At 42.8% G+C, this 25,443-nt stretch carries 27 protein-coding genes and 1 pseudogene; 11 read left to right on the top strand and 17 right to left on the bottom strand.

What is annotated here, in order from left to right; all coding sequences use genetic code 11:
- Position 1 precedes the first annotated feature (1 nt).
- The 11 genes and pseudogenes from gatA (at position 2) to GSR62_RS06685 (ending at position 11,389) form a co-directional block, all read left to right on the top strand.
- Complete coding sequence (gene gatA, locus GSR62_RS06735; RefSeq protein ID WP_066024083.1) at positions 2 to 1,465, top strand: Asp-tRNA(Asn)/Glu-tRNA(Gln) amidotransferase subunit GatA; 1,464 nt, start codon at positions 2 to 4, stop codon at positions 1,463 to 1,465.
- Positions 1,465 to 2,898: an Asp-tRNA(Asn)/Glu-tRNA(Gln) amidotransferase subunit GatB gene (gene gatB, locus GSR62_RS06730; RefSeq protein ID WP_066024082.1), complete on the top strand. Its 1,434-nt coding sequence runs from the start codon at positions 1,465 to 1,467 to the stop codon at positions 2,896 to 2,898. The genes gatA and gatB overlap by 1 nt, the downstream gene beginning before the upstream one ends.
- A 28-nt stretch (positions 2,899 to 2,926) precedes the next feature.
- Positions 2,927 to 3,949, top strand: coding sequence for a diacylglycerol kinase (locus tag GSR62_RS06725; protein ID WP_035447474.1), 1,023 nt, complete (start codon positions 2,927 to 2,929; stop codon positions 3,947 to 3,949).
- A gap of 192 nt (positions 3,950 to 4,141) precedes the next feature.
- Positions 4,142 to 4,792: pseudogene (locus tag GSR62_RS06720) on the top strand (NAD(P)H-binding protein).
- A 17-nt stretch (positions 4,793 to 4,809) separates the two neighbouring features.
- Positions 4,810 to 5,847: a zinc-binding dehydrogenase gene (locus GSR62_RS06715; RefSeq protein WP_066024081.1), complete on the top strand. Its 1,038-nt coding sequence runs from the start codon at positions 4,810 to 4,812 to the stop codon at positions 5,845 to 5,847.
- Positions 5,848 to 6,001: 154 nt separating this feature from the next.
- Positions 6,002 to 7,318, top strand: a complete 1,317-nt coding sequence (locus GSR62_RS06710; protein WP_005920426.1) for a replication-associated recombination protein A — start codon at positions 6,002 to 6,004, stop codon at positions 7,316 to 7,318.
- 82 nt (positions 7,319 to 7,400) lie between these two features.
- Positions 7,401 to 7,805: a MarR family winged helix-turn-helix transcriptional regulator gene (locus GSR62_RS06705; RefSeq protein WP_010689523.1), complete on the top strand. Its 405-nt coding sequence runs from the start codon at positions 7,401 to 7,403 to the stop codon at positions 7,803 to 7,805.
- A 92-nt stretch (positions 7,806 to 7,897) separates the two neighbouring features.
- Positions 7,898 to 8,320, top strand: coding sequence for a pirin family protein (locus GSR62_RS06700; protein WP_066024080.1), 423 nt, complete (start codon positions 7,898 to 7,900; stop codon positions 8,318 to 8,320).
- Between the two features lie 84 nt (positions 8,321 to 8,404).
- Positions 8,405 to 8,968 (top strand): hypothetical protein, encoded by a 564-nt coding sequence (locus GSR62_RS06695; RefSeq protein WP_066024079.1) that lies wholly within the window; start codon positions 8,405 to 8,407, stop codon positions 8,966 to 8,968.
- Positions 8,968 to 10,347, top strand: coding sequence for a 23S rRNA (uracil(1939)-C(5))-methyltransferase RlmD (rlmD, locus tag GSR62_RS06690; protein WP_066024078.1), 1,380 nt, complete (start codon positions 8,968 to 8,970; stop codon positions 10,345 to 10,347). Before GSR62_RS06695 ends, rlmD begins: the two co-directional genes overlap by 1 nt.
- 184 nt (positions 10,348 to 10,531) lie before the next feature.
- Positions 10,532 to 11,389, top strand: a complete 858-nt coding sequence (locus tag GSR62_RS06685; protein WP_066024077.1) for a restriction endonuclease — start codon at positions 10,532 to 10,534, stop codon at positions 11,387 to 11,389.
- Positions 11,390 to 11,438: 49 nt separating this feature from the next.
- On the opposite strand, the gene GSR62_RS06680 is transcribed toward GSR62_RS06685, so the two are convergent.
- The 17 genes from GSR62_RS06680 to GSR62_RS09690 all read right to left on the bottom strand — a co-directional run bounded on the left by GSR62_RS06680 (position 11,439) and on the right by GSR62_RS09690 (position 25,156).
- Positions 11,439 to 13,019, bottom strand: coding sequence for a recombinase family protein (locus GSR62_RS06680; RefSeq protein ID WP_066024076.1), 1,581 nt, complete (start codon positions 13,017 to 13,019; stop codon positions 11,439 to 11,441).
- Positions 13,020 to 13,433, bottom strand: coding sequence for a hypothetical protein (locus GSR62_RS06675; protein ID WP_066024075.1), 414 nt, complete (start codon positions 13,431 to 13,433; stop codon positions 13,020 to 13,022).
- Positions 13,434 to 13,438: 5 nt separating this feature from the next.
- Positions 13,439 to 14,956, bottom strand: a complete 1,518-nt coding sequence (locus tag GSR62_RS06670) for a recombinase family protein (protein ID WP_066024074.1) — start codon at positions 14,954 to 14,956, stop codon at positions 13,439 to 13,441.
- 62 nt (positions 14,957 to 15,018) lie between these two features.
- Complete coding sequence (locus GSR62_RS06665) at positions 15,019 to 15,186, bottom strand: SHOCT domain-containing protein (protein WP_161517660.1); 168 nt, start codon at positions 15,184 to 15,186, stop codon at positions 15,019 to 15,021.
- Positions 15,187 to 15,287: 101 nt separating this feature from the next.
- On the bottom strand, positions 15,288 to 16,199 hold the full coding sequence (locus GSR62_RS06660; protein ID WP_225362238.1) for a GH25 family lysozyme: 912 nt from the start codon (positions 16,197 to 16,199) through the stop codon (positions 15,288 to 15,290).
- Positions 16,199 to 16,606, bottom strand: a complete 408-nt coding sequence (locus GSR62_RS06655) for a phage holin family protein (RefSeq protein WP_066024073.1) — start codon at positions 16,604 to 16,606, stop codon at positions 16,199 to 16,201. Before GSR62_RS06655 ends, GSR62_RS06660 begins: the two co-directional genes overlap by 1 nt.
- Before the next feature lie 4 nt (positions 16,607 to 16,610).
- Entirely contained in the window at positions 16,611 to 17,000 is a 390-nt protein-coding gene (locus tag GSR62_RS06650) for a phage head closure protein (RefSeq protein ID WP_066024072.1), read from the bottom strand.
- Positions 17,000 to 17,296, bottom strand: coding sequence for a head-tail connector protein (locus tag GSR62_RS06645; RefSeq protein ID WP_066024071.1), 297 nt, complete (start codon positions 17,294 to 17,296; stop codon positions 17,000 to 17,002). The genes GSR62_RS06650 and GSR62_RS06645 overlap by 1 nt, the downstream gene beginning before the upstream one ends.
- A 10-nt stretch (positions 17,297 to 17,306) precedes the next feature.
- Positions 17,307 to 18,497: a phage major capsid protein gene (locus GSR62_RS06640; protein ID WP_066024070.1), complete on the bottom strand. Its 1,191-nt coding sequence runs from the start codon at positions 18,495 to 18,497 to the stop codon at positions 17,307 to 17,309.
- Positions 18,498 to 18,516: 19 nt separating this feature from the next.
- Positions 18,517 to 19,191 (bottom strand): head maturation protease, ClpP-related, encoded by a 675-nt coding sequence (locus tag GSR62_RS06635; protein WP_066024069.1) that lies wholly within the window; start codon positions 19,189 to 19,191, stop codon positions 18,517 to 18,519.
- Positions 19,188 to 20,447 carry a phage portal protein gene (locus GSR62_RS06630; protein ID WP_083213902.1) on the bottom strand — a complete coding sequence of 420 codons (1,260 nt, stop codon included), beginning with the start codon at positions 20,445 to 20,447 and terminating at the stop codon, positions 19,188 to 19,190. Before GSR62_RS06630 ends, GSR62_RS06635 begins: the two co-directional genes overlap by 4 nt.
- A complete protein-coding gene (locus GSR62_RS06625; RefSeq protein ID WP_083213904.1) occupies positions 20,444 to 22,009 on the bottom strand; it encodes a terminase large subunit in 1,566 nt (521 codons plus the stop codon). Before GSR62_RS06625 ends, GSR62_RS06630 begins: the two co-directional genes overlap by 4 nt.
- A 101-nt stretch (positions 22,010 to 22,110) precedes the next feature.
- Positions 22,111 to 22,317 (bottom strand): DUF5049 domain-containing protein, encoded by a 207-nt coding sequence (locus GSR62_RS06620; protein WP_066024067.1) that lies wholly within the window; start codon positions 22,315 to 22,317, stop codon positions 22,111 to 22,113.
- A gap of 20 nt (positions 22,318 to 22,337) precedes the next feature.
- The gene (locus GSR62_RS06615; protein ID WP_066024066.1) at positions 22,338 to 22,988 is read right to left on the bottom strand and encodes a hypothetical protein; all 651 of its coding nucleotides are present in this window, start codon (positions 22,986 to 22,988) and stop codon (positions 22,338 to 22,340) included.
- Positions 22,989 to 23,050: 62 nt separating this feature from the next.
- Positions 23,051 to 24,292 carry a site-specific DNA-methyltransferase gene (locus tag GSR62_RS06610; protein WP_066024065.1) on the bottom strand — a complete coding sequence of 414 codons (1,242 nt, stop codon included), beginning with the start codon at positions 24,290 to 24,292 and terminating at the stop codon, positions 23,051 to 23,053.
- Complete coding sequence (locus tag GSR62_RS06605) at positions 24,292 to 24,834, bottom strand: P27 family phage terminase small subunit (protein ID WP_066024064.1); 543 nt, start codon at positions 24,832 to 24,834, stop codon at positions 24,292 to 24,294. Before GSR62_RS06605 ends, GSR62_RS06610 begins: the two co-directional genes overlap by 1 nt.
- Positions 24,835 to 24,976: 142 nt before the next feature.
- Positions 24,977 to 25,156, bottom strand: coding sequence for an HNH endonuclease (locus GSR62_RS09690; RefSeq protein ID WP_404819064.1), 180 nt, complete (start codon positions 25,154 to 25,156; stop codon positions 24,977 to 24,979).
- Between the last annotated feature and the right edge of the window lie 287 nt (positions 25,157 to 25,443).

The raw sequence follows: 25,443 nt of genomic DNA, 5'->3' as shown, positions 1-25,443 counted from the left end.
CATGGATTATTTTACAACTGATCTGACCAGTTTACATGAAAAATTGGTCAACAAAGATTTGAGCGTGGAGGAGTTAGCGAAAGATACTTTCAAGACGATCAAAGACCGTGATCAACAGATCGCTGCTTTCCTAGCTTTAAACGAAGAAGCTGCTTTGAAGCAAGCTAAAGAACTTGACCAAAATGGGATCGATCCAGCTAATGTTTTAGCTGGGATCCCGATCGCGATCAAAGATAATATCGTGACAAAAGGCTTGCGGACAACGGCTGCCAGCAAGATGTTAGAAAACTTTGACCCGATCTATGATGCAACAGTTATGGAAAAATTAGCTGCTGCTCAAATGATCAATGTGGGTAAAGTCAACATGGATGAATTTGCTATGGGTGGTTCGACTGAAAGTTCAGCCTTTAAGGTAACTAAGAATGCTTGGGATCAAACTAAAGTCCCTGGTGGCTCTTCTGGTGGTTCAGCAGCCGCTGTTGCTTCGGGCCAAGTTTTAGCTGCCCTAGGTTCAGATACCGGTGGTTCGATCCGTCAACCAGCAGCATATAATGGTATCGTTGGGGTCAAACCTACTTATGGTCGTGTATCTCGTTACGGCTTGATCGCTTTTGCTTCTAGCTTAGATCAGATCGGACCATTGACACGCACAGTCAAAGACAATGCCTATGTCCTAAATGCGATCAGCGGTCATGATAGCCGTGATTTTACCAGCTCTAACCGTGAAGTTCCTGACTTTACCCAAGGCTTAGATGGTGATATCAAGGGTATGAAGATCGCCGTGCCAAAAGAATACTTTGGTGAAGGTGTTGATGAAGATGTTAAAGAAGCGATCAAAGAAGCGATCAAGACATTTGAAAGCTTGGGTGCGACCGTTGATGAAGTTTCCTTGCCACACAGCAAGTATGGGGTACAAGTATACTACATCATTGCCTCTTCTGAAGCTTCATCTAACTTACAACGTTTTGATGGGATCCGCTACGGCTTTAGAGCCCAAGATGTTAAGAACTTAGAAGACGTTTATGTTCGTTCACGCTCGGAAGGCTTTGGCGATGAAGTTAAACGCCGGATCATGTTAGGGACATTCTCACTTTCCGCTGGGACTTATGATGCCTTCTTCAAGAAAGCTGCTCAAGTTAGAACCTTGATCTGCCAAGATTTTGCGAAAGTCTTTAACGACTATGACTTGATCTTAGGACCAACTGCACCAACAACAGCTTATGGGATCGGTGATGAGATCAATGATCCGATCACGATGTACATGAATGATATCTTGACGATCCCGGTAAACTTAGCTGGTCTACCAGGGATGTCACTTCCAGCTGGTTTCTCTAACGGTTTGCCGATCGGGATGCAATTGATCGCACCACAATTTAGAGAAGATACGATGTATAAAGCGGGCTATGCTTTTGAACAAGCAACCGACTTCCATAAACAAGTTCCAACGATCGGGGGTCAAAACTAATGAACTTTGAAACAACAATCGGGCTTGAAGTCCACATTGAAATGAAGACAAACTCCAAGGCTTATTCTCCCGCACCAGTAGTTTACGGGGCAGAACCAAATACGAATACTAATGTTATCGATTGGGGCTATCCTGGGGTCTTGCCACAATTGAACAAGGGCGCTTTGGAATACGGGATGCGTGCTGCTTTAGCACTTAACTGTGAGATCACACGGGATATCCACTTTGACCGTAAGAACTACTTCTATCCAGATAATCCAAAAGCATACCAGATCACCCAAGCTCAAACACCGATCGGACACGATGGTTGGCTTGAGATCGAACTTGAAGATGGAACTAAAAAGAAGATCGGGATCGAAGAAATGCACGTCGAAGAAGATGCGGGTAAAAACACGCATAATCCGGACGGCTACTCTTATGTTGACTTGAACCGTCAAGGCACACCATTGATCGAGATCGTCTCTAAACCAGATATCGCTTCTCCAGAAGAAGCTTACGCATACTTGACACGTTTACGTCAGATCATTCAATTTACCGGCGTATCCGATGTGAAGATGGAAGAAGGTTCAATGCGGGCTGACGTTAACATCTCAGTTCGTGCGATCGGTTCAACTAAGTTTGGGACTAAGACGGAAATGAAGAACTTAAACTCCTTTGAACACGTGAAAAAAGGTTTGGAATATGAAGCTAAGCGTCAAGAACGTGTCTTGATGGCTGGTGGTGAGATCCAACAAGAAACACGGCGTTTTGATGAACCAAGTGGTGAAACGATCTTGATGCGTGTCAAAGAAGGTAAGAGCGATTACCGTTACTTCCCAGAACCTGATCTACCACCGATCCATATTTCTGATGAATGGGTCGCTGAAGTCAAAGGTTCGATCCCAGAAATGCCTGACGTTCGTCGTAAACGCTATGTCAACGACTGGGGCATTACTGAATATGATGCGGGCGTCTTGACGCAAACAAAAGAAATGTCTGATTTCTATGAAGCAACTGTAGCTGCTGGAGCGGATGCTAAATTAGCTGCTAACTGGTTGATGGGTGAAGTTAGTGCTTATTTGAATGCTCAAAAAGTTGAGTTAGGTCAAACGGCATTGACCCCAGAACATTTGGCAACCATGATCAAGTTGATTCAAGATGAAACGATCTCATCTAAGATCGCTAAGAAGGTCTTTAAAGAGATCATCAAAAATGATACCGAACCAAAAGCATGGGTCGAAGAAAAAGGCATGGTACAATTATCTGACCCAGCTAAATTGCAACCGATCATCGATGAAGTATTGGACAACAACGAACAATCGATCGAAGACTTTAAGAATGGTAAAGATCGTGCGGTTGGCTTCTTAGTGGGTAACATCATGAAACAGACCCATGGTAAAGCTAACCCTAAAGTTGTTAATAAATTGTTGATGGCAAGTTTAAAGGAAAGATAGACGCAAACTGCGCCATGAGGGAATAATTATGCAAAAGCGTTGCCGAATTATTTATAATCCGACATCTGGACGTGAAGCTTTAAAAAATGATCTAGTTGAGATCTTAAATATTTTAGAACGTGCTGGTTATGAAACGAGTGCCTTTGCAACGACGCCTGAACCTAATTCTGCTCAAAATGAAGCTAAACGAGCAGCTCAAGCAGGCTTTAACTTGATCATTGCTGCTGGTGGTGATGGCACGATCAATGAAGTCGTTAATGGGATCGCCCCTCTAAAGCATCGGCCAAAGTTGGGGATCATTCCCGCCGGTACAACTAATGACTATGCGCGTGCTTTAAAGATACCACGGGAAAGTCCGATCGAAGCAGCTAAAGTTATCGCCAATGGTAAAACGGTCAAGATGGATATCGGGCGGGCTAATGACAAATATTTTGTCAACATTGCAGCTGGTGGTCTCTTGAGTGAATTGACATATGCGGTGCCATCTGAATTCAAGACGCTCTTTGGCTATTTGGCTTACCTAGTTAAGGGGGCTGAATTGTTGCCACGGATCAAACCGATCAACATGCACCTTGAATATGATGATGGGGTTTATGACGGAAAAGCATCGATGTTTTTCTTAGCTTTGACTAATTCAGTTGGTGGCTTTGAGCAGATCGTGCCCGACGCCAGTTTAGACGACGGAAAATTTACCTTGATCGTGGTCAAGACGAGCAATCTGTTAGAAATGATGCGTTTGATCACAATGGTCTTAAACGGTGGTAAACACATCAACGACGCTAATATCCTCTATGTTAAAACATCTAAGTTGGTCGCTAAACCAGTCGACGAAAAAATGATGATCAACATCGATGGTGAATACGGTGGGGATGCACCGATGAAATTCAAGAACTTGAAACGTCACATTGAGATCTTTGCTAATACCCAAGAGATCCCAGAACGGGCGATCACGGAAGTCAAAGAAGATGAAGATATGGACGAAGCCAAGAAAAACTTTGTTGATGGTGTCCAAGAACTCGATGAATCTGACAATATCAAATTAGATAAGTAGTTAAGAACTCGTTGTTCCAAGATGGAGCAGCGAGTTTTTTTATCTAAATTTCTACTTGCCTTATAGTTCACTTCAGGGTTTATAGTTATTCTTGTAAATAAGTGGAAGCATAATATGCTCAAAAGTAAAATGAGAGAAGTTTTTGGATGACAAAAAAGATATTTTAACATGGGCAAAAGAGGTAATAGAAAAATGAAAAAAGTATTGATCATGGCAGCTAATGGACAAATTTCACGTTTAGTTGAGGAACGTGTCTTAACTGAACCAGAATTTTCTGATGTTGAGTTGACGTTATTTTTACGCGATAAAAAACGTTTGGCAGCTTTAGAAGATAATGACCGTGTGACGTTGATCGAAGGCAGTTTGAATAATTATGCTGATGTCAAACAAGCTATTTTGGGTCAAAATCTAGTCTTTGTAGGCGTGGTCGATCATACTAGTGATAACCATCAAACTAAATATGTGATCGAGGCGATGAAAGAAACAGGTGTTAAGCGGGGCGTCTTTACCAACATTTTAGGGATCTATGATGAAGTTTTAGGTGAATTTGGGCGTTAGAACAAAGAGATGGTTGCACCTGGCTTGGAATCAGCTGAAATTTCTGATAAGCTGTTGGCAAGATCAGGTCTAGACTATACGACTTTACGGCTCTCATGGTTAAATGATCGTGAAGTGGCTTATGAGATCACTCATAAAGATGAAACTTATCTCGGTGTTTCAGGTTCGCGTAAGAGTATTGCGGATGTGGTCTTAAGGATCATTGCTGATCCAAAATTTTTAGTCAATGATAGTGTGGGCATCGCTGACCCTAAGACTGAGGGCAGTGAGCGTCTAGTGTATTAATGAGAGGGGTAGATAGGATGAAAGCGGCAATCTTTGTAGAACCAGGCAAAATGGAAGTTACGGAAGTCGAAAAACCAACACTTCAAAAATCAACTGATGCGATCATCAAGATCGTGCGTGCTTGTGTCTGTGGTTCAGATCTTTGGTGGTATCGCGGGATCTCTAAACGTCAAGCTAACAGTTTAGTTGGTCATGAGGCGATCGGGCTCGTTGCTGAAGTTGGAGTAGATGTAAAAAATGTCAAAGTTGGTGATTTCGTGATCGTCCCCTTTACCCATGGTTGTGGATACTGTGCGGCATGTCAAGCAGGCTTTGATGGTAACTGTTTAAATCAAGAAGCCGGCGGTAATGGGGGCTATCAAGGTCAATATTTGCGGTATTATAACGCTGATTGGGGCCTAGTCAAGATCCCTGGTCAACCAGCTGATTATACTGATGACCAGTTGAATTCTCTTTTAACTTTATCTGATGTCATGGCAACTGGCTATCACGCTGCTTTTACGGCTGAAGTCAAAGCCGGTGATACTGTTGTTGTGATCGGTGATGGAGCTGTTGGACTTTGTGGCGTTATCGGTGCCAAATTACGTGGGGCTAAGCGGATCATCAGTTTGAGCCACCATGAAGATCGAGCTAAATTAGCCCGTGAATTTGGAGCGACTGATATCGTTTCTGAGCGTGGCGATATGGCAGTTCAAAAAGTACTAGAATTGACAGATGGTGCGGGTGCAGATGCTGTTTTAGAATGTGTAGGGGCAACTTCAGCGATCGAACAAGCCGGGCAAGTAGCTCGTCCAGGTGCAGTGATCGGTCGTGTAGGCGTTCCGCAAACTGAACCAAGCTCTAATCAACTATTTTGGAAAAATATCGGTTTACGCGGTGGGCTCGCTTCGGTCACGACTCATGATCGAGCCGTACTATTAGCGGCAGTCTTAGAGGGCAAGATCGAACCGGGTAAGGTCTTTACCAAACGTTTCACATTGGATGATGTCCAAGCCGCTTATGAAGCTATGGATAAACGTGAAGCGATCAAATCATTATTGATCATAAGTCAATAGGTCAAGGTACTTTGGGCTTCAGACCTATGAAAAAATCAATTAGGCAGCTAGGTAACTGGCTGCTTTTTTGTTAGAACAAGTATTTTGATTTTATTTTTACAAACTAATGTTCGGTATGATAGAATGGAAACGACAGATAAACGGAGGTGAGAGCATGCAACAAGGATCGATCTTTGAGGACCAAGCTAATGAACCGCTAGCTAGTCGTTTACGACCAGAGAATTTAGATCAAGTTTTCGGACAGACGCATTTATTGGGACCAGGTAAGATCTTACGAGAATTGATCACGCAAGATCGAGTGACTTCGATGATCTTATGGGGCCCTCCCGGTGTGGGGAAGACGACGTTGGCTCAAGTTATCGCTAAGCAGACTAAAGCCGGTTTTATCTCATTTAGTGCGGTCACAAGTGGGATCAAAGAGATCAAAAAGATCATGCAAGAAGCCGAAGCTAATACTGCTTATGGCCAAAAGACGATCGTTTTCGTAGACGAGATCCATCGTTTCAATAAGGCGCAACAGGATGCTTTCCTCCCATTTGTGGAAAATGGAAGTATCGTTTTGATCGGGGCAACGACAGAGAATCCATCTTTTGAGATCAATTCAGCGCTCTTATCCAGATTGAAAGTCTTTGTCTTAAAGCAACTGACGAAAGAACAATTAGTTGAATTATTGGATCGTGCTTGTCGAGAAGGATTTGAAAAAGAGCTCACCGCCTCAAAGACATTATTAGAACAGATCGCGATCTTTAGTGATGGGGATGCGCGAAATGCTTTGAATACCTTGGAGATGTTAGTTGATAATGGAAATGTCAGCCAAGATGGAACTTTAGAACTGAGCGATGATCTGTTAAGTCAAGTTTTAGGGGAAAAGACGCTCAAATATGATAAGAACGGTGAAGATCATTATGACTTGATCTCAGCGCTGCATAAATCCATGCGTAATAGCGATGTTGATGCAGCGATCTATTGGTTGAATCGGATGTTAGCTGGTGGTGAAGATCCTTTGTATATTGCCCGACGCTTGTTGCGGTTTGCCAGTGAAGATATCGGCTTAGCTGACAACAATGCATTGAATCTAGTGGTCAATGTTTTTCAAACGTGTCAATTTATCGGAATGCCCGAATGCAATGTGCATTTGACCCAAGCGGTGATCTATCTATCTTTGGCACCTAAATCTAATGCCGTCTATAAAGCAACTACAAGAGTCGCTAAAGATGTCAAACAGACTTTAAATGAACCTGTACCCCTGCAGATCAGAAATGGGACGACCAAGCTGATGAAAGAATTAGGCTATGGTAAAGGTTATGAGTTAGCTCATTTTGCTAAAGACAAACTGACTACAATGCAAACGATGCCGGATAATTTAGTGGGACATACTTATTATTTACCAACTGAGCAGGGAAACGAGATCCGTTTCAAACAACGCTTAGAACAGATCAAGGCGTGGCATCAACAACATGATAAAGCTTAAGAGTGGTGCGCCACTCTTTTTTACTTGACAAGATCATAGTTTATATATAAACTTACTAATTGAATTGTAAGGAAGTGGTAAGATGAATCGAGAAAGTTTGATCTTTATGCGTATTAGTCAGTTACAACGGCAACTTTTGGCAAACAGTGCAGAAGTCTTACAGCAAGCCGGGATAACCAACGCACAATATGATATTTTGAATCATTTATATAATCATGCTGGTTGTACACAAAAAGAATTGGCGACAACTTTGATCGTGACTAAGGGAAATATCACTCAAATCATCACAAAGATGGAGAAATTAGAGCTGATAACGCGAAAACAAGTTGGAAAGACAAAGCAACTATTTGTAGCTGAACGTGGAAGTAAGCTATATTCGATGGTAACACCTAAATTAGAGGCTGCCCATGCTGAGGCATTAGCTGGATTAAATTCAAACGACCAAAAGCAACTTTTAAAACTGTTAAAATTAGCTATGAGGGGATGAAAAAGATGCAGATCTTTCGTAAAGAACAAGCGGTCAATAATGGACGTAAAAGCTTTTGACATCAAGAATCCACGCCAGATGAGGATGTAGAGATGTTACAGATTTTTATTCGTCCACGTGAACAATATCTGAGTCCCAACGTGCAATTTTTTGACCGCAAGATCACGCGTGATGGTGCTTGGAATTTGTTAGCAGGTCCAGAAAATACGGCTAGTCCTTTGACGATCAGAGAAGCAACTTATCTCTATAATGCTCATTTTGATAAGCAAACTAAAACAACTTTACCAAATCTAATGGGATATAGACCCTGGCTATATGTAATGGAAGGTAAGCTCAAAGTGAACGGACAAAAGCTGACAAAGGGAGAAGCAGTAACCGGGGACTCAGTCGAATTAGAGCGGGTCAAGGCGTATCCGGGAACAACTTTAGTCTTATTGTTAACAGATCTACAAGCAAAAATGACTTATGCGGGGAACTTTAGTGGGATCAAGCGTTTTGAGTATGTAGCTGAATAATAAAAAATGGTGGCGCTTTGCCACTTTTTTTGTGTTCCCGGACTTGGTAGAATAGATAATAATGATAAAGAAAGAAGTTTGATGATGAAATTTTATTTGATTTTACTGCTTGCAGTTGGGTATATGTGCTCTAAAGCGTTCAAGTTTGAGAAGGTAAGTCGGTTAGAGGCTGTAACGTTACCGTTCTATGCTTTCTGGATGTTTTTAGCTAACTTTACTTGGAATTGGAAAAATGTAGGGATAATGTGTGCTTTATGCATAGTTGCAGTGTGCTTAGGTTGGTATCAGACAAGGGATGCAGAGCTCAAAGAAACTACTAGATTTGATAAACATGGACGTCCGATCAAGTTGCTCAAAAAAGGAAAAGCATATAATATTGGCTGGTTTTGGGTCTTTTTAGTGGGGATCATGTTAGAAGCTGTAGCTGAGCATGGGATCGGCTTTCAAATGATTTTAGAAAAATTGCAAGAAGAAGTTGAACGTGACCTCTTTATCTTTAAGTATTTTAGCACGGGCAGTACTTGGTATTTATGGGAACTTTCGGCTGTGTCGAACTTAGCTTGTACATATTTTTTAGAAAAGAAATTTCCTAATTTAAGGACAGCTTTTAAAAGAACAAGTAAAACTAAAACAAGTGAGGATAAGTAATGAAACGGAAATTACCTGTAGTTAAAAATCAAAAAGTAGAAGCGAAGATCGTGGATCTGACTTATCAAGGAATGGGTGTCGCTAAAGTTGACGGATATTCACTTTTTTGTGATGATGCTTTACCTGGTGAAAAAGTTAAACTCCATGTGTTAAAGGTCGGTAAAAATTTTGGTTATGCTAAAGTTATCGAACGCTTAACGACCAGTCCTGATCGGGTGACGGGGAAAGGCAAAGCTTATTCACAAACAGGGATCGCACCATTACAACACCTGGCTTATCCAGCTCAGTTGAAATTCAAACAAAAATTAGTTAGTGATTTATTGCAAAAGGCGCATCTAGCCGATCTAGCAGTTGAACAAACTTTGGGGATGGCAGAACCATATGCCTATCGTAACAAGGCCCAAGTCCCAGTCCGTGAGCTTGATGGGAAATTGACAGCTGGCTTTTTCAAGCGCGGTAGCCATAATTTCTTGCCACTAACAGACTTCTTGATCCAAGATAAGCGGATCGATGAAGTGATCCAAAAAGTGTTGGCGATCTTACAAAAATATCAAGTGACAGCTTATGATGAAGTTACACATAGCGGGATCTTACGGCATATCATGGTACGGCGAGGACACTATTCTAAAGAAGTGATGGTCGTTTTGGTGACGCGGACCAATAAGCTACCAAATAAAGAAGCGATCGTGACCGAGATCATGGCTGCTTGTCCTGATGTGGTGAGTTTGCAACAAAACATCAATTCTAAACAGACCAATGTGATCTTGGGTGACAAGACCCAGGTATTAGCGGGCCAAGAATATATCACAGATCAGTTGAATGGACTTAAATTTGAGATCTCAGCAAAATCATTTTACCAAGTCAACCCAACGCAAACCGAAAAACTTTATCAAGAGGCGATCAAGCGTGCCGGCTTGACCGGAAATGAGACCGTTATTGATGCTTACTGTGGTATTGGGACGATCTCATTATCTATGGCAAAGCATGCTAAAAAAGTGTATGGGGTCGAGATCGTTGAAGCTGCGATCGCGGATGCCAAGAAAAATGCGGCGTTAAACAACTTGGATAATTTGGAATTTGAAGTGGGCAATGCCGAAGACTGGATGGCAACTTGGCAAGAACAGGGGATCAAGCCAGATGTGATCATGGTCGATCCACCACGCAAAGGTTTGACGCAAAGTTTGATCGAAAGTGCCACTAAGATGCAACCACAAAAGATCGTTTATGTCAGCTGTAATCCAGCAACTTTAGTCCGTGATCTGCAAAGTTTCATGGAACTTGGATATGATGTGACCCAACCGATCTTGCCAGTCGATCAGTTCCCACAAACAGCACACGTTGAGTCAGTAACCGTCCTAGAACGGACACAAAACGATTAAAATTTGCTGAAGGGTTGGTTGGCCCGCTGGCCTCGGATTGCGCTATCCTTTGACCGGTGCGGGATAGGCAGATAGTGTTCAAACGAGGATAATGAGTGATTTCTAACAAATTGAGTGGACGAAATCCAAAACTATGACAGTTAAAAAGTTAGAGTGCAACTTTTAGGAAGGAGGGTAACTGGGAATGGCCATAAACAGAATGGAAAAATTTGAAAATCTGATTATGATTGAGGTGCTAAAAGCGATGCAGACACTTGGCGGTCGGGTAACGCGCAAGGAAGTAAAACGTGAGATTCGCGATCACTCCGAAGTAATTTCAGAGGAGAAGGTCGATGAAGTTAAAAAGTCAAAGAAAACAGGCGCCCCATACCGCCCTTTTGATTATCGTTTTAATTTTGCGGTTAAACATTTGATTACGACTGGTTTTATTTTCACTGAAGATAATCGCAATCTTGAGCTATCAGAAAAGGGGCGGACGGTTAAGCTAGAAGATTTTGATCCGATCCGTGATGTGCGGGCAGTGCTATCCAAAGAATCAGCCGATGAAACTGATGTAGAAGAAGAGACTGAGATTGAAGAAGAACCCTGGAAAGCTGAATTGTTAGCAGCCTTAGCTAAGATGTCACCACAGAAGTTTGAGATGTTTAGTCGTGGCTTGCTAATTCACATGGGCGTTGACCTTGACGACAATATTGGCGTTCGTTATGTCGGCGACGGTGGCCTAGATGGCTTTGGCTACATTACTTCAGATGATTTTCGAACAACTCGGGTCGCCTTACAGGCCAAACGTTGGGACGGTAAAGTTTCGGCGCCAGAAATCGACAAATTCCGTGGGGCAATGGACAAGTACAATGCCGAATACGGAATATTCATCACGACCTCAGACTTTACCCGTGAAGCCATGAAAACCGCTAAAGCCGGTACCCGGATAATTACGCTCATCAATGGGGACAAGATTTGTGGCTTAGTGGCTAAGTACCATTACTATGTAGAGCCTGTGACAACTTACAAGCTGAAGAGCTTTTTTACGGACGACGAATAAAACCCTGATAATAGCTAAGCTACTACCAGGGCATTGTGTTAGAATTTATTTACAGGTTAATTTTTATTGAATCGCCATTTTGGAATTCTACTTCACAGTAGGTTTCCTGAATGGTGATTTTTTTGATTAGTTGTCGAACGAGGTGTTCATCAAACTCATTGAGTTGCTTACTATTGATATCAATGAAATTTTGTAGGTTAACATTTTTCTGAACGACCTCATTTTGACGATCAAGGGTTAATTGAAGTTCATCGCGTTGTTGCTGAATCCTATTGAACTCATCCGAAATTTTGTCATAATCCTTGGAATGGGGTGTCTGATTGATTAAAAGAATTTGTAGGCGGTCCAGTTCACGGTCTAATTTTGTTGCTTGTTCTTCATTTACTTGGTTAATCGCATGACGGATATTATTTTGGAGCTTGGCCTGGAATATTTTGTTAGGTTCAATAATTTTATTAAAAGCTCTTAGGCAGACTTCTTTTAATTGTCGTTCAGAGATGGCGCGTCCATGGCAAGTCACAAGATCATGGTCATGGCCAGTCATACAAAGCCATTTTACGACTTGCCCGTTTTCGTCGGAGTAGTTATAGGCAACACGGTGATAAATATCTCCACAGCGGCCGCAGAATACTTTTAAGGAAAAGCAGGTGCGGTTATTGTAGTGCCTTGTTTTACCGCAGGGAACCTTGATTCCAGCCCGGCGACGCTTTCTTTCTTCTTGCACCCGGCGAAAGAGATCTTTAGGAATGATTGCCTCATGGTCGTCTTTGATATAGTACTGAGGCATAATCCCTTGGTTGCGAATTCGCTTTTTGGTTAAAAAGTCGATGGTGTATGACTTCTGTAAAAGAGCATCGCCGATATACTTTTCATTTTTGAGAATTGAAGCGATATTGGAATCGCCCCATTTAGTATTACCAGCACCGTTGGGGATGCCATCAGTGGTTAATCGCCGAGCGATTTGTTTACAAGAATATCCCTCCAAGTATTCGTAGTAGATGCGTTTTACTATTTTAGCTTGTTCGGGGTCAACAATTAGGTGTCCTTCTTCATCTTTGGTGTAGCCAAGGAACCAATTATGGTTAACCATGACTTTCCCTTGTTGATAGCGGTATTGTAAGCCGAGTTTAACGTTTTGCGATAAAGATTGGCTTTCTTGCTGAGCTAGGGAAGCCATGATTGTTAAAAGAACTTCCCCCTTGGCGTCGGTGGTTTTGATGTTTTCTTTTTCAAAGTAGACGGCGATATTCTTCTCTTTTAGTTGCCGAATGTAGTGAAGACAATCGAGAGTATTCCGGGCAAAACGGCTAATTGACTTGGTAATGATAAGGTCAATTTTGCCGGCCATGCAGTCTTCAATCATTTGGTTGAATTGCTCCCGCTTTTTGGTGTTGGTCCCAGAAATCCCATCATCGGCATAAACATTAACCAGATCCCAACCGTCATGGTTTAGGATGTAGTTGGTGTAATGGCTAACTTGGGTTTGGTAACTAGAGTTTTGTTCCTCGTATTCGGTACTTACCCGGCAATAGGCAGCTACCCTTAATTTGGGTATATCTTCCTCAAAGGGGACCGGCTTGCTACCGATATGGCGGCGGGCAGGAATGATTTTCATTTTTTTGTTGGGCATTTAAGATTCCTCACTTTCGATTAGCTGGTACAAGTATTCGGCTTGTTTAGCGGGAATATTGTACCGGTGATGTGATCGGTTCATTTTGAACTTAGTTTGGGGATAAAACTCTACCTGCTGTGTTGGTAAGTTGGTACGTCCTAAGTTTAGGGCTCGTTGATGAAGTTCAGTTTGGAGACGGTTAAAAATTTCCGGTGTTATCAACGGTGGATAGTATTTATCCCCAAGGTAGGTTTGATTAATTAAGATTCGTTTGATGGTACCGTGGAATTTAAAACCATTTTTTAAGGCGACATCTGTCAGGGAATCACCATTCAGATAGTCTTTAAAAATACTTTGAACGCGGGGGCCATTAACTGGGTCAACTTCAATCTTGCCATCTTTGATGTGGTAGCCAAAAGTAACGGTACTCATCGGCTTCAAATCCTTTCTGGTAGATTTAATCCACAGAACAAGTGGAAAACTAGATGTGAATTATCTTCAATTGTGATTTTTTCCACGGCTTCTTCAAATAATCGAGGATTAAACTCGGTTTGAATCGGGTGGCTATCTACGTAATTTAAAAGTTCACGAGTGGCAATAATCAGACTATCGTTTTTACCAATTGTGGAGCGGAGTTTACTCAGCTCTTGCCGGTATTGATTGGACTGGTCGATTAGTTTGGTCATCTTGGTCATCATTTCTTTGGGCTCGATCAAGTCTTGGGATAGCATCGTCATCAAGGTATCACGTTTTTCAGTATTGCTTAAAATAGCTGATTCTAATTCTTTAATCCGCTTATACTTGTGGTTTGCTGGTTGGTTTCGCAATGATTGAAGATAAGGCTGCAAAAGTTTCGTCCTACTGAAGATAAGTTTATTTATCATGGTCACAAAGGCGACTTCAATTTGGCGTTCATCAACTGGCTTAACCGGGCAAGACTTCTTTTCCTTAATATGAGTTTGGCAAGTCCAAGTTACCCGCTTAGCCTTCTTTTGGCGTTTAAATGTACCGCCGCAATGGCAGTTAAGTTTGCCGGAGAAAAGATATTTTTGCCGGTACTTTTGGCTACGTGTCTTGGTGTTGCGTTGCTTAGCTCTTTGCGTCAGCAAAGCCCGGGTCCGTTCAAATTCATCAAAGCTGATAATTGGCTCATGGTGGCCTTGATACCAGGTCATTGTCTCTTCATCGTAGTTGATGTGTCGGTTGAAGGCATCGTCGGTATAAGTCTTTTGCAAGCGCAGGTTGCCGGTATAAGATTCATTACGAAGCATAGTTCGAATGGTACTATCGCTCCATTTACCAACGGATGGCGCCGGAACGGTCAAGTTTTTAGCGATTGTTAGGCTGCTTTGACCATTTAAAAAGTCAGTAAAAATTTGTTTAACCACTTTAGCTTGGCTAGGAATAATTTCAAAGTTTCGGTCATAGCCATAGGGCGGAGTCGAAACTTTAAAATAGCCATTGGCCATCCGAGTTTGAATTGACCAGCGGTTGTTAGCGGCAATTGATTTTGATTCACTTTCCGCCATGCTACTAAGGACGGTTAAGATGAATTCATCGTCCATATTGCTGGTGTTCAGATTTTCCCGCTCAAAGATAATGGGGATATTGAGGTCCTTTAGCTGACGGACAATGTCCAAACAATCGGCAGCATTACGGGCAAGCCGGCTAATTGACTTGGTAATAACTAGGTCAATTTGGTGGGCTGCACAGTCCCTTAACAAGTGAAGCAACTCTGGCCGTTTATTCTTCTTAGTTCCAGAAATTCCTTCATCGTAGTAGATTCCTGCAAGTTCCCAGCCGGGATGGTTGCTAATGTAGTGTTGATAGTGTTCACGTTGAGCCTTAAGACTTTTTAACTGCTCGTCGGAACCGGTCGAAACCCGGCAATAAGCAGCAACCCGTTTTAGCTCCCGGCTGGGAATGAAATTTTGCATGATTTTTGTAGTTTCCATTGTTTTTTCCCTCCTTTCATCAGTCATGCATGTTAGCTCTGAGTTTTAGACACATCAACGAATTAAAGCTGTAATAAACCCAGTAATAGCGGGAAAGTTTGCCGGTTTTCTTGTTCGATTCGTTGGGCAATTTCAGGTGTGATTAGTCCTTGTTCTAATAGTTCTTTCGTGATTTCTTGTGCCTTTTGAAAAAGTAGTTCATTTTGAATTTGTTGATTAGTAAGGGTCATAGTTTTACCTCCTCACTGTTAGGACAGTTAGAGGCAAAAAATACAGCGGTTTTGGCAAAAAAAATAAGGCCCACAGGCGAATGAGCCCATGGACCTTATATTTATAGCAGTTGATTGACGCGTCTTTGAACGGTAGTTGGATCATAGCCAGCCGCACGCAGTTTTTGACTACGTTGGGGGTCATTACCCCATTTACCTTGAATGACTTCACGGGCCAAGGTGTCAATTGATTTTTGATTCAGCCTTTGATTTACGGCTGCTTGAATAGAGGAATAGTTATACCCAGCCGCAGAGAGGCGGTTCTTGCGGTCAGTGCCGTTACCCCATTTACCAGCTAAAACTTCAGCAACTATTTCATCTGTTGACTTTAAAGGCTTAGTATTGGCGCCATAGCCATTCAGGCCTTTTTTTCTGATGATAGCCGGATAGTCGATGTAGGAGTAGTCTAGGTCAACGTTACCGCTAATCCCGGCGATTGAACCATTAGAAGAGTATTGCCAAATCCCGCAGTTTCCGCTGTAGTTGAGACGGGGATTATATTCGGCAATCCACAAAGCATAACGACTAGCAACATCAGGAGAAATATAGTTTTGTAGCGGTGATCGTGAAATATAGAGTCCAGCATAGTAGCCATGGCTTTCAATCTCTGAACAAAATGCTTTAACCAATTCAGAACAAAAGTCTGTTCCTTGCTTAAATTGGCTCTTTTCTTCAAGGTCAAAGTAAATCGGGTAATCAAATTGTTTTCCGGCAATGGCGGTTAAGCAGGTATCGGCTTCTAGTTTTGCGTCGGTAGCGGAGTCCGCATATGAGTACCAATATGCCCCAACATTGAGTCCAGCGGCTTTGGCCCGACCGTAGTTTTGTTCAAAGTATGGATCCTTTTGGTGAATCGAATGGCCATATCCGGCATTAATAATCACGAAGTCAATCCTACTTGCTTTAACGGCATTAAAATTAATATTTTTTTGCCACAGTGAAACGTCAATTCCTTTATAAATTCCCATTTTCATCAATCCTTTTTATCCTTGTTGTTTTGGAGTTGTTCTAAGACATCTTTGAGTTGTTTGGGAAAGGGGAGTCCTAAGCGTCCAGCATTTTCTAAAAGGGAAATTCCTTCGTTGGAAATGTAGAAACAGATGGTGGCGGTTCGCAGTGGGGTGCCGTGCTTGAGTAAGTGCATATCGATGATATTTGCGAGACCAACCAAGATGAAAATAAGGACTTTCCGGTTTACGCCACGTAGGCCCACTTCACTGGAAAGCTTACGTTCACTAATCGCATATAGAATTCCCGTTATATAATCAGCAATTACAAAGGTAAGGAGAGCATACAGTAAGTCGTCCAAACCTCCGAGAAACCAGCCGATAAAGCCACCTAGGACTGCCCAATACATACTAATAATTTTCGTTTTGATCATATTGTCACTTCTTTTTTAAATCGTCTGGTGGAGTGGTTGAAGTTTCCATTGCTACCTTGCACTGTAGGTAGCGGTGCCGGTACTTCACATCATCTATGAACTTGATGTTGTACCAGTGGCCATTAAACCAAATTTCGGTTGATTCTTTAACGCCTTCGATATAGCGGAAGGTCATGGAGACTTCTCTTTCAACTTTAACCATTGCGGCGGTGTAGTACTCTGTCCCGTGAAGGTTTGATACATAAGCCCAAACTTCCGCTAATAAAACAGCCTTAGTCATTGGTTGGTAGGTATTGGGATTACGTCCGTAGGTAACTTTGTTATAGAGTCGGATGCGGTCGCGCATCTCACCAATATTTACAAGCTTTGAGTTATCTTCACCAGCTTTTTCCATCAAAAAGCCTCCTTCCGATAAGGTGTTAAAATTGCCCGTAAAAATTTGATCATGGCATCAAAATCAGCAGTTTCCCGGTATTCATATAGGTAAGCCACAGTATAAAAAATAGCGGTGCGAATATCATCGGGGACCACATCGTAGTCGCTAATTGGATGCCGCAGAATATTTTCAATCGTGGAAACTGCGGCTGCAATGAAATGGGTAATTAAATCATCCTCAGTGGTGCCATCAACCCGGAGGTAGGTTTTAATTTCTGCTAAGGTGGGTGTTTTGGTATTTGCTTCATCTCCCATTTACTCACTCCTATTTACCAGCGCCCATCTTCAAAGTTGTTAAAGCTTCAGGAAGAATGGTCTTGGCATCGACACGTTGGGAACCTAAGAAGCCAACTTGACCATTTACGGCGTACAATTCGTTGAGTCGTTTGAAAGTCCGTCCTTGGCGATCAGCAATCCAGTAGTAGGAAAAGTCACCAAATAGGACGGCTTTGTTACCGGTGGTCAAGTTAGGCATATATTGGCTTGTGTAAACTGGACAATTCAGAATCATATCTGGCGTTCCGGCTTGGATAGAAGGTTGCCAGATGTATTGATCGTTCTTGTCCTTTAACTTACGAATAGCCTTAACTGTGTCATCGTTCATCAAAAAGACAGCATTTTTACGGTAGGGTTCTTTAAGTGAGTAATAAAGGTCGATTAATTCATCAAAGGTAATTACCGTTGCCGAAGCGGTGGTAATGCCATCTTTGGCACCGTTAGTATCGTTAAGGATCCCAGTTGGGCGTCCTGTACCATTACCGGTTAAGAAGGCTTCTTCTTCAGCATCGCCCAAACGACGGGCAAACTCAGAAGAAATGTAGTTAGTTAAATCAAAAGCTGAGTCGTTCAGTAATTCTTCAGAAACTTTGATTAAAGTTCCCAGCTTGTGCGCACCAAGGGTTACTTGGCTGAAAGTAGCATTACTTTCGGTGTAGGCTGCTTCTTCGTCTAACCAAGCAGCGGTTCCTTCACTAGCAACAACTGGAATCTTATGGTCACCGCTGGAAGTTTGGATGACGTGGGAAATAGAGCGGAGGACATTTTCTTGGTGGAGTTTTTGAACGAGTTGCTTTTCAAATTCATCAGGAACTAAGTAACCCCCGTCTGCATCTGAACCTTCCTTTAAAGCATTCATGACATTGGCGGAGATATTTCCTCGCATCATGTTCCAGAATGATTGGTTGTATTGGTCTTTAGTGTTTGGTACTTTTCCAAGAGTTGGGGTATTAACAATGGCATTAGTGGTAGGTTGGTTGAGTTCGTTGTCGATGGTTACTTGTTTGGTAAGACGATCGATTTCCTTACCGAGAGCAACCACTTCTTTTTCCATTCGTTCGTATTGGGCATTATCTTCAGCCGATAAAATGGCTGACTTAGTTTGTTTTTCATCCAGAAAATCCTTCGCTTGTTTCCAAACTTTAGCCCGTTTTTCTTGTAATTCGATAATTTTGTTCATAGGTTTGTCCTCCTGAAATTTAGTGTTCTAATAAAGAAAGCCGCCTTTGCAGCGACTTTACAGAGATATTCGATTTTGTTTTGGGTTTAAGCTTATTGAGTAAAACTAGATCAGCCTGATGGTCTGAGTAGGTGTAACAATTAGTTGGTGGTTCATCAGGATTACCGAGCATTTCATCGGCAAATCCTAGTTGAATTGCCTTGTTGACGTTCATCCAGGTTTGATCATCCATCATTGCCGAGATTTTTTCACGTGGCAGACCGGTTTTAAGTTCATAGGCATTGATGATGCTTTCCTTAGTTTCATTGAGCAGTTGGATTGCTTTTTGCATATCACCAGCTTCACCCTTGGCTAGCGTAAGGGGATTATGAATCATTAACATCGCAGTCGGGGCCATTGAGACCGTTGTTCCAGCCATAGCAATTACCGAAGCTGCCGAAGCCGCAACGCCATCAATCTTGACGTTCACATCATCTCTATAGTTCATCAACATGGTGTAGATTTGACTAGTAGCAATGCAGTCACCGCCAGGCGAATTGATCCATAGTTCAATTGGCCCCTCACTTTCGTTGAGTTCATCTTGAAAGAGTTGGGGAGTGATTTCATCGTCTAACCAGCTTTCTTGGGCAATCGTACCGTTAATGGTTAATACCCGTTGGTTAGTCGGACCACTCCAGTTCCAAAAATGTTTCATTGGTTTGTTTCCTCGCTTTCATTTTTCTTGTCATAGAAACCGCCTGCTCTATCTAAGGGCAGCATGTTCCCGTTAACTAAGTACATGTCGCCACCTTGTTCACTAGAAATTTTGTTCAAATCCTCAAGCTCTCGGATGTCGTTGGCAGAAAGCCAGCCGTTTTGACGTCCAATCGCATAACCGTTCATGCGACTTTCATAATCGCCCCGTAAAAGCCCATCAACGTTGAATTTAACGAAGACCTTACCTTGTTCTTTAGGCGAGAGTAGTTGTTGATTCATGGCTTGTTCCCAACGGACGCACCAAGGATTTAAGGTGTATTCAACAAATTCTAGCGATTGCTGTTCAATGTTTGAAAAGGTAGACCGGTCTAAGTCTCCGATTAGGTGGGGTGGGATTCGAAAAATACGGGCAATTTCATCAATTTGAAACTTCCGGGTGTCCAAGAATTGGGCTTGATCAGGCGGAATCGACAGTTGCTGGAAGGTCATGCCTTCTTCAAGGACAGCAATGTTATGCTGGTTGCTTCCTTGAAATTGGGCATTCCAACTTTTACGTAATCGTTCCGGATCCTTGACCACATTTGGATGCTGCAAGATTCCGCTTGGGGTGGCATCGTTTTTAAAGAAAGTTTCTCCATATTGTTCGGCGGCCATTGATAAGCCAATTGCGTTTTTAGCCATGGCAATTGGGCTATAGCCAATCAAACCGTCAAAGCCTAGTCCCGAGATATGCAAAACTTCATCTTTTAGGAGAATGATTTGTTTGGCTTGGTTTTTAGCACCATATTCATCAAAGTCCTTTGTGTAGGTATAATACAGTTCACCATTTTGTGCCCGGTTGACGTCCATTTTGTTAGGCATCAACGGGTAGAGACCAGTAATCTCACCGCGTCCGTTGCGGATGATTTGGGCATAGGCATTGCCCCATAAAAGCAAATGGCTCATTAGTGTTTCACGAAAAACAAAACTGGTCATTTCTGGATTAGGGGAGTCATGCAATAAGAAATAGAGGGGATGCTTTAAATACCTTTGCTTGCTACCTTCATCCCCATAGCGATAAACATGAAGGGGCAGTTGGGCAAAACTTTCTGCTAACACCCTGACGCAGGCATAAACGGCAGTATTTTGCATGGCGGTTCGTTCGGTGACATTTTGCCCGGACAAGGTACCGCCAAACAAAAACGACCAAGTACTGGATAGGGAGTTAGCTGGTGAAGCCTTATTTTTGTTGAATAGTTTGTTAAAGATACTCATAGGAATAATAACCCTCTTTCATCATAAATTGAGTCTTCCGTTTCGCCTTCATTGCGAATGGCCCGGTCAAGCGCCATAATGGTTGCTACCACGCCATCAATCTTTTCAGTTGATTTAGCTTTATCGGGTTTAATGTTGCCCGCCGGGTCGGTGCGGATGTAGATGTTATCCATCATCCAGCGCAAAACAGGGTGGCCACCGTGGGCAATTTTCTTTTCTAAGGTCAACTTCATCAATTCTTTAGTGGTTGGCGACATATCTTTAAATCCCTGGCCGAATGGGACAACTGTAAAGCCCATCCCTTCTAGGTTTTGGACCATTTGCACGGCCCCCCAGCGGTCAAAGGCGATTTCTTGGATATTGTATTTTTTGCCAAGATTATTTATGAATTGTTCAATATAGCCGTAGTGAATGACGTTACCCTCGGTTGTTTCAAGATAACCTTGCTGCTTCCAAATATCGTAGGGAACATGGTCGCGCCGGACACGTAGGTTAACATTATCTTCCGGAATCCAAAAGTGAGGGAGAATAGTGTAGCCTTCTGACTCATCTTCAGGCGGAAAGACTAAAACAAAGGCAGTAATATCAGTTGAAGAAGAAAGGTCTAAACCGCCGTAACAAACTCTGCCTTCAAGCGCTTGTTCATCAACAGGAAAAGCACAGGCATCCCATTTGTCCATTGGCATCCACCGGACTGATTGCTTAACCCACTGATTAAGTCGGAGCTGGCGAAAGGTATTTTCTTCAGCGGGGTTTTCCTTAGCGGAATTGAAAGCCGCCTTGACCTTATCGATTGAAACAGTAATCCCAAGTGAAGGATTGGCTTTCTTCCAAACACTAGGGTCGGTCCAATCATCACTTTCTTTGGAGCCGTAAATAACAGGATAAAAAGTCGGATCATGCTTGCGACCGTTCATAATATCGAGGGCCTTTTGGTGGACTTCATAACAGATCGAGTGGGTATCCGTTCCGGCGGTTGTGATTAAAAAGTAGAGGGGTTGCGTGCGGGCGTCTCCTGATCCTTTTGTCATCACGTCATAGAGTTTACGGTTAGGCTGGGTATGCAGCTCATCAAAAATCACGCCTGAAACGTTAAAGCCATGCTTGGAATAGGCATCGGCAGAAAGGACCTGATAGAAACTATTGGTTGGCTGATAGATAATCCGCTTTTGGGAAGCTAAGATTTTAACCCGTTTCTTCAAGGCTGGGTTCATTCGGACCATGTCAGCTGCCACATCAAAGACAATCGCGGCTTGTTGCCGGTCGGCCGCACAACCATAAACTTCGGCCCGTTCTTCTCCGTCAGCGCAACAAAGTAAAAGAGAAACGGCTGCGGCCAATTCCGACTTACCTTGTTTCTTAGGAATTTCAATATAGGCGGTGTTAAACTGCCGATAGCCATTAGGTTTTAAGGTACCAAAGATGTCACGGATAATTTTTTCTTGCCAATCAATTAGTTCAAAGGGCTTGCCCGCCCAAGTTCCTTTGGTATGACAGAGACATTCGATAAAGGACACGGCAAAATCGGCAGCATCTTTGTTATAAGTGGAGTCTTTATCCATATATTTGGTGGGTTGGTAGTTTTCTAACTTGCGCAAATGATAATCACATCCTTTCTACGTAAAAAGGCACCAGTCCCTAAATAGGTCAGTGCCTTTGGTTATTATTCGAAGTTGCCGGTTAAGATGAAGTTAATGTAGTCGGCACGTCTTTCTTCTAAGAAGCACACCAGGTAGTGGCAGTTGTAGTAGTAGGCCAGGCGTTTAACGTTTGGAACATCAAACATATTAACTTCGCCGGTGTTGCGAATTTTATCAATTTCATTTCTGAGTTGGTCGCGTAATGCTAGTTCTCTTTTGATGCGGTCCATTTGATTACCTCCCTTAATATTTAGGCTTCTGTGTCTTTATCATTGTTCTTCTTAGGATCATGGAGGAAGGAGGCATTCCCGGAGAGATTCTTCAAAAGAATACGTCGGTCCGTTTTGTATTCCTTGCCGATAAAGCCGAGTTTTAATAAGAACCCGCGGAAGGAGTATCTTTCATTGCTGTATTCGCGGGGCCGGGAAGTCACTCTTTGCAACTTCATTGACAGTTTTACCAGTTTATCAAGGAAATGAGCGTAGGCTTTAGCTTCTTCCGGGGTGACCTTGCCAAACCAAGGGAAGCTAATTGTTTCATCGGTGATTTCAATCGGCAGGTCGTTAACTCCAAGTGCGTGTTTAATCAAGGTTGCCTTGGCTCTGACCAAGCGTTGAAGGTTGAGCAGGGCTAGTTCAGTAAATTTATTAACCGGGTAAGAAATAACCAGGTCACTTTCAGCTGTGGTTTGTTCAAAGCCCGCATTTTTAAGGGCAGTAATTAAGTCCTCGGGAACCGAGTAGCCACAAATTAGTTCGCCGTTGCGAGTCACCCGATATGGGCCAATTTGATAGGCAAAAGTTGGGGTGCCTTCATATTCAGCGGTCAAACCAGTGAATGCTTCAATTTCTCTAACTAGGGCTTTACGGCCATTACCTTGAACATTGTATTGTAGTAACATTTTAAATTTCCTCCTGTTCTTTGGTTACTACATACATCACTCTAAAGCCCTGTAATAGCAAGTTATTTCGCACTTTCTTCATCAGAAAGATTGAGTTGAGAATAAGGGATAGTTTGGCCGCCACGTTCAACGGTTACACCATCAGAAGTACCGGCTTGTTCCAAATACCGCTTAACAATCACATCGCAGAATTTTGGGTCAAGTTCAATCATGTAGCAAATCCGGTCGGTTTGTTCGCAAGCAATCAAGGTGGATCCTGAACCACCAAACGGATCGAGCACAGTACAATTACTCATGGTTGAATTGGTAATTGGATAGGCCAAGAGTGGAACTGGCTTCATGGTTGGGTGATCAGCATTTTGCTTGGGCCGGTCAAACTCCCAAATCGTTGATTCCTTACGGCCGGTGTACCACTCATGTTTACCTGACTTTTTCCAGCCATAAAGAATAGGCTCGTGTTGCCATTGGTAAGGTGAGCGGCCTAAAACTAGTGATTGCTTTTTCCAAATGCAACAGCCGGATAAATAAAAACCAGCATCTTGAAATGCTTTCCGGAAGTTTAAGCCTTCTGTATCGGCATGGAAAACATAGATGCTGGCATCATCGGCCATTGAATCATACATACAACGAAATGAATCTAGAAGAAATTGGTAAAAGTGATTATCATCTTGGTGGTCGTTTTTAATCTTACCGGCATTGCCCTGATAGTTAACATTATAGGGTGGGTCAGTTAAGACCAGGTTAACTTTATGATTACCGAGCAGTTTTTGGTAAGATTCAGGTTTAGTTGAATCACCGCATAGTAAGGTGTGCTTACCTAGGTGCCAAAGATCGCCTGTTTTACAGAAGGTCGGCTTTTCTAATTCACTGTCGATGTCAAAGTCATCGTCTTTGGCTTCCTCATCAGTTCCGAGTAAGTCGGTAATTTCATTTTCAGCAAAACCGGTTAGTGACACATCAAAGTCGGCAGCTTGCAGGTCAGTGATTAAGAGCCCTAATTTTTTATTATCCCAATCACCACTGATTTTATTAAGGGCAACATTAAGGGCTTTTTCCTTTTCTTCATCAAAGTCAATTACCACGCAGTCGACTTCCTTGATACCGTCTGCTTTAAGCACCTTTAAACGTTGATGGCCGCCGACAACATTACCGGTTCGATTATTCCAAATAATCGGCTCAACGTAACCAAATTCATCAAGCGAACGTTTTAGTTTTTCGTATTCAGGGTCACCGGGTTTTAAGTCCTTCCGAGGATTATATGTGGCAGGAATTAAATCCGTGAGTTTCTTTTTTGCAAATTCCATTAGTTCACTCCTTTCCGGGAGCGCAAGAGGCGTTCCATCACATCATCTTGGGGCGTGTTACCTTGATAAGTTGTCGCATTGTTTTCTTTAACAACCTGAAAGATTTGAAACCAAAGTTGGCTTGATTGCTTCATATAGTCCCGGCTCATTGAGACGTAAGGTGAAGCAATCGCATTCCCAGTTGTCGGGTGACGAGCGAGAAAACCGTATTCTGAAATGCATTCCTCGCATTGAATCCACCGACTAACGCTCATGGCATATTGTTCGATTAACTGGGTATTAACGAGATTTTCACAGCCCCGTTCCATCAACCACTTCCAGGTGTCTTCAAAAATCTCTGCGGCCTCCAGGTCTCTGCCATTTTTTTGTTTTGCTTTTAAATAATCCTTGACTGGTGGCATTTCTCGTCCCTCAATAGGAGTTGGGGTAGGCAAGTCGAGGACCTTACCAGTTTTGCCTTCCGCTAATTTATCGGCTAAGGCTTTAGGTTTTCGACCGGCACCAACCCGCGCGCCACCACGATTAGTTCCGTCCTTAGCCACGGTTAAAAATCATCTCCTTATTACATATATGCTAGCTGTCGGGGTAGGGGGTAATACCCTGTTTGAATTCGATTTTTTGTACGCGAAGGCCCACCCCCGTTCCCTTGGCGCTTGCCAAAAGCGATTTAGACCGCCCCTCCCGTCAGTAATGATAGGTTTGGAGTCGGTGGTGCCAGCGGTCGTCCATTTCAGCTGTGATCCTAGAATGGCATGGCTTGCAAAGTGACATCAGGTTGTCTTGGGCGTTGGTGCCACCTTGGGAGATAGGTAAGACGTGATGAACTTCAGTTGCTTGGGTGTAGCGCCCTGACCGCAGGCACATCTCGCAAAAAGGATGGAGTTGAATGTAGTGGTTGCGTGCCCGTTGCCAGGCGCGACCATAGCTTTTCTTAGTACGATCTGGGCGTTGGTACTTGTCGTAGTTTCTAGCAACCAACTTTGCATGTTCTTCGCAGTAGGTTTGGTGGGTTAACTTGCAACATCCGGGATAGCGACAGGGTTTCTTGGGTGAGTAGGGCATGATAGACCTCCTTTCTGAGTCCATAACAAAAGCCCAGCGGTTAGAAACCACCAGGCTTAGTTAGGAAATTCAATTTGTTTTACTACTCT

This window comes from Ligilactobacillus animalis, from assembly GCF_009933595.1.
Taxonomy (GTDB): Bacteria; Bacillota; Bacilli; order Lactobacillales; family Lactobacillaceae; genus Ligilactobacillus; species Ligilactobacillus animalis.
Note: the sequence above shows the minus strand (reverse complement) of the source record. Positions and strands in the feature narration are given on the sequence as shown.

Excerpts from the sequence above, each read along its gene's own strand:
- GSR62_RS06645 (WP_066024071.1), bottom strand. The coding sequence starts at position 17,296 with ATGGGAGATGAAGCAAATACCAAAACACCCACCTTAGCAGAAATTAAA.
- GSR62_RS06660 (WP_225362238.1), bottom strand. The coding sequence starts at position 16,199 with ATGAAAATGGGAATTTATAAAGGAATTGACGTTTCACTGTGGCAAAAA.
- GSR62_RS06615 (WP_066024066.1), bottom strand. The coding sequence starts at position 22,988 with ATGTTACTACAATACAATGTTCAAGGTAATGGCCGTAAAGCCCTAGTT.
- GSR62_RS06625 (WP_083213904.1), bottom strand. The coding sequence starts at position 22,009 with ATGGATAAAGACTCCACTTATAACAAAGATGCTGCCGATTTTGCCGTG.
- gatB (WP_066024082.1), top strand. The coding sequence starts at position 1,465 with ATGAACTTTGAAACAACAATCGGGCTTGAAGTCCACATTGAAATGAAG.
- rlmD (WP_066024078.1), top strand. The coding sequence starts at position 8,968 with ATGAAACGGAAATTACCTGTAGTTAAAAATCAAAAAGTAGAAGCGAAG.
- GSR62_RS06710 (WP_005920426.1), top strand. The coding sequence starts at position 6,002 with ATGCAACAAGGATCGATCTTTGAGGACCAAGCTAATGAACCGCTAGCT.
- GSR62_RS06655 (WP_066024073.1), bottom strand. The coding sequence starts at position 16,606 with ATGATCAAAACGAAAATTATTAGTATGTATTGGGCAGTCCTAGGTGGC.
- GSR62_RS06670 (WP_066024074.1), bottom strand. The coding sequence starts at position 14,956 with ATGGAAACTACAAAAATCATGCAAAATTTCATTCCCAGCCGGGAGCTA.
- GSR62_RS06700 (WP_066024080.1), top strand. The coding sequence starts at position 7,898 with ATGTTACAGATTTTTATTCGTCCACGTGAACAATATCTGAGTCCCAAC.
- GSR62_RS06725 (WP_035447474.1), top strand. The coding sequence starts at position 2,927 with ATGCAAAAGCGTTGCCGAATTATTTATAATCCGACATCTGGACGTGAA.
- GSR62_RS06635 (WP_066024069.1), bottom strand. The coding sequence starts at position 19,191 with ATGAAACATTTTTGGAACTGGAGTGGTCCGACTAACCAACGGGTATTA.
- GSR62_RS06640 (WP_066024070.1), bottom strand. The coding sequence starts at position 18,497 with ATGAACAAAATTATCGAATTACAAGAAAAACGGGCTAAAGTTTGGAAA.
- GSR62_RS06705 (WP_010689523.1), top strand. The coding sequence starts at position 7,401 with ATGAATCGAGAAAGTTTGATCTTTATGCGTATTAGTCAGTTACAACGG.
- GSR62_RS06715 (WP_066024081.1), top strand. The coding sequence starts at position 4,810 with ATGAAAGCGGCAATCTTTGTAGAACCAGGCAAAATGGAAGTTACGGAA.
- GSR62_RS06665 (WP_161517660.1), bottom strand. The coding sequence starts at position 15,186 with ATGACCCTTACTAATCAACAAATTCAAAATGAACTACTTTTTCAAAAG.
- GSR62_RS06695 (WP_066024079.1), top strand. The coding sequence starts at position 8,405 with ATGAAATTTTATTTGATTTTACTGCTTGCAGTTGGGTATATGTGCTCT.
- GSR62_RS06630 (WP_083213902.1), bottom strand. The coding sequence starts at position 20,447 with ATGAGTATCTTTAACAAACTATTCAACAAAAATAAGGCTTCACCAGCT.
- GSR62_RS06610 (WP_066024065.1), bottom strand. The coding sequence starts at position 24,292 with ATGGAATTTGCAAAAAAGAAACTCACGGATTTAATTCCTGCCACATAT.
- GSR62_RS06620 (WP_066024067.1), bottom strand. The coding sequence starts at position 22,317 with ATGGACCGCATCAAAAGAGAACTAGCATTACGCGACCAACTCAGAAAT.
- GSR62_RS09690 (WP_404819064.1), bottom strand. The coding sequence starts at position 25,156 with ATGTGCCTGCGGTCAGGGCGCTACACCCAAGCAACTGAAGTTCATCAC.
- GSR62_RS06650 (WP_066024072.1), bottom strand. The coding sequence starts at position 17,000 with ATGGAAAAAGCTGGTGAAGATAACTCAAAGCTTGTAAATATTGGTGAG.
- GSR62_RS06675 (WP_066024075.1), bottom strand. The coding sequence starts at position 13,433 with ATGAGTACCGTTACTTTTGGCTACCACATCAAAGATGGCAAGATTGAA.
- gatA (WP_066024083.1), top strand. The coding sequence starts at position 2 with ATGGATTATTTTACAACTGATCTGACCAGTTTACATGAAAAATTGGTC.
- GSR62_RS06685 (WP_066024077.1), top strand. The coding sequence starts at position 10,532 with ATGGCCATAAACAGAATGGAAAAATTTGAAAATCTGATTATGATTGAG.
- GSR62_RS06680 (WP_066024076.1), bottom strand. The coding sequence starts at position 13,019 with ATGCCCAACAAAAAAATGAAAATCATTCCTGCCCGCCGCCATATCGGT.